Genomic DNA, 11,991 nt, shown 5'->3' with positions numbered 1-11,991 from the left:
TCTTCTTAATGAATAGTTATAGATGGTTTTATTGATAATAGGCGATTATAACCACTTGTCAAAGCATCATAATCGCCTAATAGAATTATCTTCCAGCTTGGTTAATCAAGTCAATTACTTGTCCATTAAAGTCCTTGTTCTTCATTAACTCTTCGATACTTACATGCATACGATAGCGCCAGTAGTGCTTAGGATTAGCCGGGATGTTAATGCGTTCGGCGTCAGGATCAGCCAACCGGAGCGTTTCATCAATACTCATCCAGTCTTGAATGCCTAAGATGCAGAGCATACTTGGTGATGTCAAATGGCGACTAACGATGTCACGAGCAAGCCATCCAGGTAATGGGTGAGGTGCTGGTCCACCACGATGAAGCATACTATTGAAGTAATCCTGCGCCCTTGCCCAGTCTTCATCCCACCATTGTCGAAGTGTAGCCATGTCATGTGTGGAGATAGTACTTACACTTCTGTAGGGGTTCTGACCCAAGTGTCCGAATCGAACATGCGGGTCTTTCGGCATACTCTGTATCTCCAAACTAAGGATACGAAGCTCATTCATTACCCAGGCAACGCAATCAGGCACCATACCTAAGTCTTCGGCACATACCAACATACGTGTTGCATTCACCAACTTAGGCAACTTCTTCATTGCTTCCTGATACCAGAACTGGTTATTGCGACGATAATAATAATCATTATAAAGCCTGTTGAATACTGCTTTATCACTATCGTAAAGACTCTCATAGATGAATGCGAACTGCACACTAATGCGTGGATGGAAGCGGTTAGGATCCTTATGATCACGCACAAAGAGCACATCGCTAATCAGAGAATACAGACCGTCACGTATCCAAACATCAGTATCTGAGGTCTTACCAGCAAATGCCTTTTCTACCTTACGTTGCGTATCGAAGGCTGGACGCATCTTGTATCTGTCACCCCAAATATGCTCAACATACTTTTGACGAACCTCATCTGCATGCTCTCTAAATACACGATCTAATATCCAATCAGTGATGAATGGCTCGGTAAATAACTCCTCTTGCCAGTGTAAACCATAGCCCTCAATCTCCTCACGACTCATGCCGAGCGATGGAGCAAACTGTCCTAACAAACCATGAACAGAGCTTATTGGAATCTCCCATATACGGAAGAAGCCTAAGACATGATCGATTCGGTAAGCATCAAAATACTTCGACATGTTCTGGAAGCGACGTATCCACCACTTGCAGCCATCGCTTATCATCTCCTCCCAGTTGTATGTTGGAAAGCCCCAATTCTGCCCATTTACAGAGAAATCATCAGGTGGCGCGCCTGCCTGACCATTAAGGTTGAAGTATCGAGGTTGCGCCCACACGTCACATCCGTAACGGTTTACTCCGATAGGAATATCGCCTTTCAGGATCACTTTATGCGCCTGTGCATACTCGTGGACAGCCTTTAGTTGACTGCTAAGGATATATTGTACGTAATAGAAGAAAGCAACCTCCTTGTATGCTTTCTCCTTTGGTGATGATAGCTGTTTACGCTCTGCTTCATCCCATTGGTTATGGTCGGACCAACGTGAGAAGTCAGCTGTTCCATTCTTATCACGCATGTAGCAATATTGAGCATACGGCACTAACCAGCTCTCTGTTTCGATGAAGAAGGCTTTAAAAGCATCACTCGTGAGCACCTTCTGACCCTCTTGTTCGAATAGTAAACGTAGATATTCTGTCTTCGCGTCATTGACTCTTTCATAGTCAATCTGCGGTAAGGCGTTAAGTTCTTTACGCAAGGCTTCGAACTTATCACGCTGCTCTTTATCCTTTAAAGCAGGTAAGGCGTTGAGATCAACATACTGCGGATGAAGTGCAAAGATGGATATACAGCTATAAGGATAGGAATCCGTCCATGTGTGAGTGATGGTTGTATCGTTGATCGGAAGAATCTGTAGCGCACGTTGTTGCGTCAGACTTACCCAGTCAATCATCTTCTTTAGGTCGCCAAAGTCGCCTATTCCGAAGCTATACTCCGAACGAAGAGAGAAGACAGGGACTAATGTTCCGGCTATGCGAACGGCTGGAAGTGGGAAAAAAGCCTCATCCAACTCATAGACCATGACGTCTCCTTCATCCATAGGGGGCAACTCCACAACGCGATTATCGCTGTATTCCCATACGATAGCATCGTTATCTGCTTTGTTTTTAATGAAGAACTTCACTTCTAAATGGCTGCTTGCCAACTTTGCACCATCAATAGTTACCATCCACTCATTGATGTTGTGCTGTGTCATCTTCAGTGCTTTCTTTTCGTTCCAAGCGCCTAATGCTGGTTCAGCACCAATGAGATAGAGTTGATCATCAGCCCTCAACTGTGGTGCACGCACCTTGAGTGTGACCGATTTATTGAAGTTGTTGAGCTTAACCTTCTCTTGTTTCTTGCCAACAACACAATCAGCAATAGCAGAAGAGTATAGGTATGCATCCTCTGGAATATCACTCCAGTGGTCATAAACACAATAGTTTAAACCGCGTTCAGCATCGAAGTTCAATTGATGACACATGACGCTCCATTCCTTTCGCTCCTCGTTATCGCCACGAAGAACACTATAGAAGTAATCAATCTGCGTCCCCGGCTTCACGTCCTTACGCACTTCTACGCTCCAATGATAGCCGTCTAAGGTGTGCATCCTGTACTGTGAGGTCTCATTCACCCCGTTATGTCTCCCTGTAATTATGCTCAAGACAAGTTCTTGACCATAGTAGGTTTGATAGTTTATGTTAAACTGTATGTTCATAGAGTTGGGTAGTTATTTTTCGTCAAAGTTAATAATAATAATGTGAATAAGCAATAGCTCTTTGCATGATTTATATCAATTTGTGCGTAATCGTTTGCATTCTGCATACGAGGGAATGCTTAAGTTAATCAGAAGTAATAATAATCTTGAATTGAGAAGGTGCTTTCTTTGATTTAAAGAGGGCGTTTCTTCACCTCAAAGAGAGCCTCTCTTCACATCAAGGAAAGGCTCTCTTTGTTTGTAAACGATACTATCTACTCCCCTTTTCATTCGAAGAGGGGTTTGTTATGAGGCTGTTTGTGGTTTGTTGTGAGGCATTTACTAAGGTCTGTTCCTATGCTTTCTGTCTTAAAGGAATATTATTGTGGAAGCGGAGGTAAGGGCTAATACAAAGTAAAAAGGCATATCGGAATGCTTTCCGATACACCTTTTTGATTTAGAGAGAGTTATAAAAAAGTAATGTATTTGTTATTCACTTGCACGATGCTCTTTGATGACTGTCACCGAGAGAGCACCTAAGACTAAGGCAACTCCTGCTACAATCATCATGTGACTCTGCTCAGAGCCAACCATGTGAAGCAATAAGCCGCCCACTGCGGCAGCGATGATTTGAGGAATGCAGATCGTTCCGTTAAACAGACCTAAGTATGCGCCCATGTGTCCATAACCCTCCAGTGCGTTTGTAACAAAGGTGAATGGCATAGCAAGCATTGCTGCCCATGCACATCCAATGAGGATGAATGGGATGAACATAACGTACTGGTTGTGTATATAAGCAGCCATGACGAAACCGATACCACCGAGTATGAGCGATAAAGCATACGCCAATTTGCGGTTCTTGAATTGTGGGAGTACAGTTGCCCAAACGACTGATCCAATGGCTTGGATCGCGAAGAGGATGCCCACCCAATTACCTGCTTCCTGATAGCCAGCTGTTGTTGTGGCATCATGTGCAAGCATATCGACGTTCCAGCAGTTTGCTGCTACAGTGCCATTGGTGTATGTCCACATGTACATAAAGGCGAACCAACAGAAGAATTGAACCAATCCAACCTTCCAAAAGGTGGCTGGTGCGTTCTTTAATAAGGTTATCCAGCCCGCTTTCTGTTCGTTTTCTGGATTCTTCAAACTATGATATTCGGCATATTCCTCCGGTGGCATCTCCTTGACTTTGGCTGTTGTATAGATGACACAAAGGATGAGTATGGCTGCACCAATATAGAAGGAGTAGACAACGGAATCGGGGATTACACCCAAAGGAGCCTGATTTGAGATACCAAGGAATGTGAATAAGAAAGGGAAAACATAGCCAGCTATGGAGCCAGCGTTGCATAAGAAGGATTGAATAGAGTAGGCGAGTGTCTTTTGCTTCTCGTTTACCATGTCACCAACAAGCATCTTGAAAGGTTGCATTGCCATGTTGATACTTGTGTCAAGGAACATCAATGAGAGTAGACCAAAGACCATTGCAGTGGATACCGCCATACCCAATGAACCTGCATTAGGCAATAGACACATTACTAAGACGGCTACAGCTGCACCAATGAAGAGGTATGGAATGCGGCGTCCGAAGCGTGTCCATGTCTTGTCGGATAAGGTTCCAACGATGGGCTGAACGATGATTCCCATCAGAGGAGGGAGTATCCAAAAGTAGCTGAGCTTATGTGGATCAGCTCCAAGTGTAGCAAAGATACGAGAGATGTTAGCACTCTGAAGGGCGTAGGCAATCTGTACTCCAAAGAAACCGAAGCTCAGATTCCATAGCTGCCAGAAACTTAAATTAGGTTTTTGTTTCATTACTTATATTCTTTATTAAGCCTCCTTAATAGCTCCAAGGGAGTTTCCTGTAGAGGCAGACCTTGTTTTCTTATTTCGTAGTACCTCTTACTATTAACCTTGTACGTACCACCCTCTTCTCTATGCGGCTCTTGGGTATAACCCCTTCTACCTGATCAATGAGGATATTTGCAGCCTCTTCGCCTACACGCATACCGCGTTGTTCCACTGTTGTTAACATCGGATCGCAAGCAATGGCACGCTCTCCATTGGTAAAACCACAGATAGATATATCTTCTGGAATACGATACCCCATGCGTTTGCAAGAGTAGAGTATGCCAATGGCTGTATCATCATTGACAGCGAAGAAAGCATCAGGAGGATTGGATAAAGACATTACGTCAGGTGTTATAGACTCTGCATCAGCACGATTGTCACAAGTTCTTATCAAGTGTTCATCAGGCTTCATTCCATGCTTCAAGAGGGCATCTTTATAACCATTATATCGGTTTTTTCCAATCTCCATGGTTAGCGATGTCCCATAATAAGCAATGTGTTTACAACCTGTATCTATAAGGTGTGACACGGCAGCGTATGCCCCCATGTAATCGTCAACGACAACTCTACTGGCATTGACACCCGTGCAGATGCGATCGAAGAAGACGAGAGGTAGACCTTGGCTGATGAGCTTTTGGAAGTGATCATACTTCAATGTGTTCTTCGCTTGAGACACGATAATACCGCAAACCTTATTCTCGTGGAAGGCTTTACATATCCTTACCTCGTTCTCATACTTCTCTTTACTTTGTGCAACCATCAATTGGTAACCTCTTGCAGAGGCTTCCTCTTCGATGCCGGAAAGGATAGATGAGAAATAGAAGTGGGATAATTGAGGGATAATAACACCTATTATCTTTAGTGGTTGAACCTTGCTTTTGCGCAAGCTCTCGGCTATGATGTTTGGAAAAAAGTTGTGTTCGCGAGCATAAGCCTTAATCTCTTCGCGCTTCTCAGCCGATATCCTTGGGCTGTCTTTGAGGGCGCGAGAGACAGTAGCAACCGATACTCCTAAGTCTCGGGCTATATCTTTCATTGTTATGCTGGGCAGATTGTTCATCTGAATTAATAGATGTTCTTGATCCTTATAGATTTACTTCTGTAGCGCAAATATACATATTTTTCACAATTCCTTTGACCTATATCAATTTATTTATAGCCTTTTTATGTGCGCAAACGTTTGCGCAGTTTAAATAACATATTTAATACCCAAAAAGTGTGAAAGTCGTCTTTCTCGTTTAACTTTGCACTTACTAAATCTTCAGAATCGGCTATTAACCGACCTTGATGACGCTGAACATATATACTTTAATCAATTTATAACACTTTAATTAACAAAAAGATGAAGCAGGTAAAATGCAAGTTTCCTGTTAAGGTAATGGGGCTCTTCGCTGGTCTCTGCCTTTCAGTTAGTGCTTTTGCACAGTCTACTACTGTCACAGGACAGGTGAAAGATGCTTCAGGTGAGCCTGTTATTGGTGCCTCTGTTCTTATTAATGGAACTACAAATGGTACTGTAACGGATCTTGATGGTAACTTCTCTGTCAATGTGCAACCTGGTGCTACACTTACAATCTCTTACATTGGTTATCAAAAGCAGCAGGTTGCTGCATCCAATGGAATGGTCATTACATTGAAAGATGACCAAGCTCAACAGATGAATGAGGTAGTTGTTATTGGTTATGGTGCCGTTAAGAAGAGCGACTTAACGGGTTCTGTAACAGCTCTGAAGCCTGATGGCAAGAATAAAGGACTTGTTGTCAATGCGCAGGATATGCTCTCTGGTAAGGTTGCCGGTGTGAGTGTCACGAATGATGGTGGTACTCCTGGTGGTGGTTCAACCATTCGTATTCGTGGTGGTTCGTCTTTGAATGCATCTAACAATCCGTTGATTGTCATTGATGGTGTGGCTATGGACCAGACAGGTATTAAAGGTGTATCAAACCCATTGTCACTTGTTAACCCACAAGACATTGAATCATTTAACGTCTTGAAAGACGCTTCCGCTACTGCTATCTATGGTTCTCGTGGTTCGAATGGTGTTATCATCATTACGACAAAGAAAGGTCGTCGTGGAACACAGATATCTTATAATGGTAGCTTTACTGTTAGTACGAATTCAAAGAACTTAGACGTTTTGTCGGCTGATGAATATCGTAAACTTATAACAGAGAAGTTCGGTACGGCATTGTACACACTGGACTCTAATGGTAACAAAGTTCCTACTGCTTACGCTCGTTTGGGTAAGGCAAATACTAACTGGCAAGACGAGATCTTCCGTACAGCATTTAGTCATGATCATAACGTAGCAGTATCTGGTCAGGCTGCAAACTGGTTACCTTATCGTGTTAGTGCAGGCTATACAAACCAACAGGGTATCATTAAGACCTCTAACTTCGAGCGTTTCACTGGTGCCTTCACATTGAGTCCTTCTCTCTTGAATGACCATTTGAAGTTGACGTTGAATGCAAAGGGTATGTGGACAAAGAACCGCTATGCTGATGGTGAAGCGATAAAGGCTGCACGTCAGTTCGACCCTACACAGCCTGTTCGTGCAACTGGATTTGATAACTTCGGAGGTTATTATCAGTGGTTGGACGATGGTACTGCGCTCAATGACCCTACTTGGCCACAGACTTACTACTCATTGGCTACAAAGAATCCTGTGTCTATCCTTAATCTAAGGAACGAACGCGCCATTAGTCGCGACTTCTTAGGTAGTGCTGATGTAGACTATAAGGTACATGGTTTCGAAGACCTCCGTTTACACGTTACTGCTGGTATTGATATTGCCAAAGGACGTCAGACAAAAGATATTGATCCTGCTTCTCCACAGGCTATTTACTATGGTTCACATGGTTGGGAATCACAGTTGAAGCGCAATATGCAGCTTTCTGCTTACGCTCAATACTACCATGACTTCAACGACAAGGCTAAGAATCACTTTGATATCATGGCTGGTTATGAGTGGGCACACTTCTGGCATAATACGCACAACTCATATTGGAGCTTCTATCCAAAGACTAATAACGATGCAACACTTGCCGGTAAAGAGCGCAATCGTACGAAGTATGACTTCGCAACAGAGAACTACCTCGTATCTTTCTTCGGTCGTGCTAACTGGTCGTTGATGGATGGTCGCTACATGGTAACAGCTACTGTTCGTGATGATGGTTCGTCTCGTTTCAAAGATCACTGGGCTGTATTCCCATCATTCGCATTCGCTTGGCGTATGAATGAAGAGAATATGTTGAAGCAGATTGATTGGTTGTCTGACTTGAAGTTGCGCCTTAGCTGGGGTATGACAGGTCAGCAAGAAGGTATCGGAGATTATAACTACTTCGCCGTTTATGAGATGAATACAGGTAACGAGTCTTACTATCCTGTTTATGGCGATGGTACGTTAGCTCGACCAAAGGCATTCGATCCGAATCTGAAGTGGGAGACGACCACCTCTTATAATATAGGTTTAGATTGGGGTATCCTCAAGCAGCGTCTTAGCGGTACAGTTGATTGGTACTATCGTAAGACAAGTGACCTCCTTAACAGTGCAACTGTGTCTGCTGGATCTAACTTCCGCAATCAGGTTATGAGCAACATCGGCTCTATGTTTAACACAGGTGTTGAAGCAAGTATCCACTGGTTAGCTGTTAATACCAAGCTATTTAACTGGACAATGGATTACAACTTCACATATAATTATAATAAGATCACCAATCTTAACGGTGGCAATGATGCGAACTACTTCGTTCCAACAGGTGGTATTTCTGCTGGTACAGGTGGTAACATTCAGGCACAGCATGTAGGTAACGCTGTCAACTCCTTCCATGTATTCCAACAGGTATATGATAAGAATGGAAAGCCATTAGAGGGTGTAGTTGTAGACCGCAACGGTGATGGTAAGATCACAGATGCTGATAAGTACTATTATAAGGCACCTGCTGCTCCTGTAACAATGGGCTTTGCTTCTCGCTTTGAGTATCGTAATTGGGACCTCGGTTTCGCACTCCGTGCAAGTCTTGGTAACTATGTTTACAATGATGCTTTCGCAAGTGTTGCGAACATGTCAAACTCTGAGTTGTATTCAAAGAGTAAGTTTCTTGTAAACCGTCCATCGGATGTCTTGGCTGATAACTGGCTCACAACAGAGACAAAGTCTATACAGACTGATTACTGGGTACGGAATGCTTCATTCCTAAAGATGGATAATATCACCCTTGGTTACAGCTTCGCTAACCTTCTCAAGCAGGGTACTTGGAATGGTATCTCCGGTCGTGTTTACGGTACAGTGAACAATGTCTTCTGTCTTACTAAGTATAAGGGACTTGATCCAGAGGTGTTCAATGGTATTGACAATAACCTCTATCCACGTCCAATATCATTCATCTTGGGTCTGAATTTGAACTTCTAATCCATTTAAAGAGTAGTTACAATGAATACAAACATTAAATATATATTCTCTGCAGCAGCCTTTATGCTGTCTGTAGGACTTACCTCTTGTACTGGTGATTTGGATGTTAATCCAATTGATCCAAATCTAAAGACAAAGGTTAATACAAAGGCTGAAAGCTCCTTAAACAAGTGTTATGCTACCATCGCAATGGCTGGTAATGGAGGAGCTAATGGTGATTGTGATGTCGATGGTATAGATGGTGGTACGAGTGGTTACGTTCGTCAGTTGTTCAATACACAGGAACTTACAACAGATGAAGCCATCTGTGCTTGGGGTGGTGATGAAGGTATTCTCAACTTCAACTTCAATACTTATGATGCTTCACATCCTATGTTGAAAGGTTTCTATAACCGCCTTTACGCAGGCATTACTTACTGTAATCAGTATCTTGTCGACTATGGCGACTATAACGAAACGATGTCTGCTGAGGCTCGTTTCCTCCGCGCTTTGAACTATTATTACCTCTTGGATGAGTTCGGTAACGTGCCATTTACGACAGCAATATCGTCTAGTAAGCCTGCCCGTATCGTGCGTGCTGATCTTTACAAGTGGCTTGTTGATGAATTAAAGACCAATGTTGAGCCTAAATTGAGCGAGCCTCAACCAAAGACTTCAGCTACTGCTGGCTATGGTCGTGTTGATAAAGCTGCTGCATGGATGCTCTTAGCTCGTCTCTACATGAATGCTGAGGTGTATACAGGTACAGCTGACTGGGCTAATGCTAAGCTATATGCAAAGAAGGTCATCGACTCCCCTTACAAGCTCTACACAACCAAGAAAGGACAGTGGAGTGCCTATCAACAGCTCTTCATGGGCGACAATGGCGAGAATGGAGCTTCTGTTGAGGCTATCTTCCCAATCCTCCAAGATGGTAAGACAACTACCTCTTACGGTACAACGCTTTACCTCATGGCTGGCTCAAATGACAACAGCGAGCACATAAAGGATGCTACCACAAAGGGCAACAACACAACTGCAGGATGGGGTGGTAACCGTATGCGCCATGACTTAGTGCTGAAGTTCTTCCCTAATGATGACGCTCCTAATATTGGTGCTTACGCTATGCCAGCTGCTGCCGATGATGATCGTGCACTCTTCGATGGTGATGGAAGAAACGTAGATAATGGTAATAATGAAACTGATGTGAAAGTGTTTACGAACGGATTTGCCGTTTGTAAGTTCACTAACTTTAAGACGGATGGTTCTGCCGGACATGACTCTAATTTCCCTGATACCGACTTCTTCCTCATGCGTGCTGCTGAAGCTTATCTGATATATGCCGAGGCTGATGCCCGTATGAATGGTGGAACGACAACAACCGATGGTACACAATACATCAACGCACTACGTAGTCGTGCGCACGCTACCACTCACACCGCTTATTCTCTGCGTCAGATCTGTGATGAATGGAGCCGTGAGTTCTACTTCGAAGGGCTCCGTCGCACAACGCTCATACGTTTCGGTTACTTTGGAGGTGACGTTAACTATAACTGGAGTTGGAAGGGCGGCGTAAAGAACGGTCGTAACTTTGATGCTCACCTCAATCTCTTCCCAATTCCTTCATCTGACTTGACAGCTAACGGAAATCTTGTTCAGAATCAAGGATATAATTAAAGTGTATGCCAATACTTAGCTGATGGTGCACACCAGAGGCTAAGTATTGGATAGAAAGAAGATTGAACTATCGAATAGAACATAAATGATTAAATGATAATTAATATGAAATCAATAATTAAGTCATCATTGTTATTGTGTGCAGGTGTAGCGTTGTTCTCTGCTTGTGACAAGGACTTGGATCATAATCCAACCCTTCTTACTCCGAAGACATTCAAGCTGAATACTCCTGCCTACGCTGCACAGACAGTTGATCTAAAGGTTGCTGATAAGTTGAACTTCACTTGGTCACAACCAGAATATGGTGCTCCGATAGCTGCCGAGTATGGTATGCAATTCTCAACTACCAATAAGTGGACTAAATCAGTCGATAAGGTAGTTGATATGGATACTGAACGTGGCGACTACGCACCTGTTGGTACACCAACAGGAACATGTAGTACGTCGGTTAGCGCAGCCGAACTTGCGACCGCAATAGAGAAGATGGAGCGTTATGAAGAGGGTCATGTGCCAGCAAGCCAAGACCTCTATGCACGCGTTTACTCAATTGTTAAGGGTGATACCATCTATTCAAATGCCGTTAAGGTTAGCGTTGCTCCTTATTATGTTGAGCTCTCTGATGCTCCTGTTGAGACCTGGTATCTCGTTGGTGGTAGCTTCGGTGATGGCTCATGGGGCAATAGTCAGGTTGTACCATTGCTCCCACAGGAAGGTCAGGAGTATGACAAGAAAACTGGTAAGGGCGTTATCTCTTGGACTGGTTACCTATCAACAGCAGGCTTCAAGTTGAAGAAGAACCCTGCAAATTGGAATGATGGTGAGGTTGGACAAGGTGCAAGCTTTGGTGATTTCACCTATAATATTGGTGGATCAACAGATATTCAAGTGCCAACAGCAGGCTACTATACGATTACATTCGATACAAAGAATCCTAAGTTAAAGATTGTACCTTACACTGGTGCAGCACCTACTGTCTATACTTCAATGGCATTGCCTGGCAAGCACGATGGCTGGACTGTTGCAGGTGGTACACCAATGACTGCAGAGACATCTGTTGTTGAGAACCACGATTGGAAGGCTACAGTGACATTCACAGAGAAGTCAACAGGTGCTGATGGCGAAGGCTGCAAGTTTGCTGCCAATGGCACATGGGACGTAAATTGGGGTGCTGAAAACTTCCCATACGGTGTTGCAACTAAGGGTGGCAAGAATGTTCGTAACTTGAAGGGAACGTACACTGTTTACTTCAACGACATCACTGGACAGTATTCTTTCGTAAAACAATAATTAATAAAAGATACCTTTTAGGGGG

At 43.5% G+C, this 11,991-nt stretch carries 6 protein-coding genes; 3 read left to right on the top strand and 3 right to left on the bottom strand.

Going from position 1 to position 11,991, the window contains the following annotated elements; all coding sequences use genetic code 11:
• Nucleotides 1-85 precede the first annotated feature (85 nt).
• From J5A55_RS07560 to J5A55_RS07550, 3 genes are all read right to left on the bottom strand, one after another.
• Complete coding sequence (locus J5A55_RS07560; RefSeq protein ID WP_004382878.1) at nt 86-2,779, bottom strand: 4-alpha-glucanotransferase; 2,694 nt, start codon at nt 2,777-2,779, stop codon at nt 86-88.
• Nucleotides 2,780-3,247: 468 nt separating this feature from the next.
• Complete coding sequence (locus J5A55_RS07555; protein WP_004382877.1) at nt 3,248-4,576, bottom strand: SLC45 family MFS transporter; 1,329 nt, start codon at nt 4,574-4,576, stop codon at nt 3,248-3,250.
• A 70-nt stretch (nt 4,577-4,646) separates the two neighbouring features.
• On the bottom strand, nt 4,647-5,672 hold the full coding sequence (locus J5A55_RS07550; protein ID WP_018910737.1) for a LacI family DNA-binding transcriptional regulator: 1,026 nt from the start codon (nt 5,670-5,672) through the stop codon (nt 4,647-4,649).
• A 282-nt stretch (nt 5,673-5,954) separates the two neighbouring features.
• On the opposite strand from J5A55_RS07550, the gene J5A55_RS07545 reads away from it, so the two are divergent.
• From J5A55_RS07545 to J5A55_RS07535, 3 genes are all read left to right on the top strand, one after another.
• Nucleotides 5,955-9,023, top strand: coding sequence for a SusC/RagA family TonB-linked outer membrane protein (locus J5A55_RS07545; RefSeq protein ID WP_004382875.1), 3,069 nt, complete (start codon nt 5,955-5,957; stop codon nt 9,021-9,023).
• Between the two features lie 21 nt (nt 9,024-9,044).
• The gene (locus tag J5A55_RS07540; protein ID WP_004382874.1) at nt 9,045-10,679 is read left to right on the top strand and encodes a RagB/SusD family nutrient uptake outer membrane protein; all 1,635 of its coding nucleotides are present in this window, start codon (nt 9,045-9,047) and stop codon (nt 10,677-10,679) included.
• A gap of 105 nt (nt 10,680-10,784) precedes the next feature.
• Complete coding sequence (locus J5A55_RS07535; RefSeq protein WP_039851279.1) at nt 10,785-11,966, top strand: SusE domain-containing protein; 1,182 nt, start codon at nt 10,785-10,787, stop codon at nt 11,964-11,966.
• The last annotated feature ends 25 nt before the right edge of the window (nt 11,967-11,991 follow it).

The sequence above is a fragment of the Prevotella veroralis genome, from assembly GCF_018127765.1.
Lineage (GTDB): Bacteria > Bacteroidota > Bacteroidia > Bacteroidales > Bacteroidaceae > Prevotella > Prevotella veroralis.
This window is presented reverse-complemented; position numbering and strand designations above follow the sequence as displayed.

Excerpts from the sequence above, each read along its gene's own strand:
- J5A55_RS07560 (WP_004382878.1), bottom strand. The coding sequence starts at position 2,779 with ATGAACATACAGTTTAACATAAACTATCAAACCTACTATGGTCAAGAA.
- J5A55_RS07555 (WP_004382877.1), bottom strand. The coding sequence starts at position 4,576 with ATGAAACAAAAACCTAATTTAAGTTTCTGGCAGCTATGGAATCTGAGC.
- J5A55_RS07550 (WP_018910737.1), bottom strand. The coding sequence starts at position 5,672 with ATGAACAATCTGCCCAGCATAACAATGAAAGATATAGCCCGAGACTTA.
- J5A55_RS07545 (WP_004382875.1), top strand. The coding sequence starts at position 5,955 with ATGAAGCAGGTAAAATGCAAGTTTCCTGTTAAGGTAATGGGGCTCTTC.
- J5A55_RS07540 (WP_004382874.1), top strand. The coding sequence starts at position 9,045 with ATGAATACAAACATTAAATATATATTCTCTGCAGCAGCCTTTATGCTG.
- J5A55_RS07535 (WP_039851279.1), top strand. The coding sequence starts at position 10,785 with ATGAAATCAATAATTAAGTCATCATTGTTATTGTGTGCAGGTGTAGCG.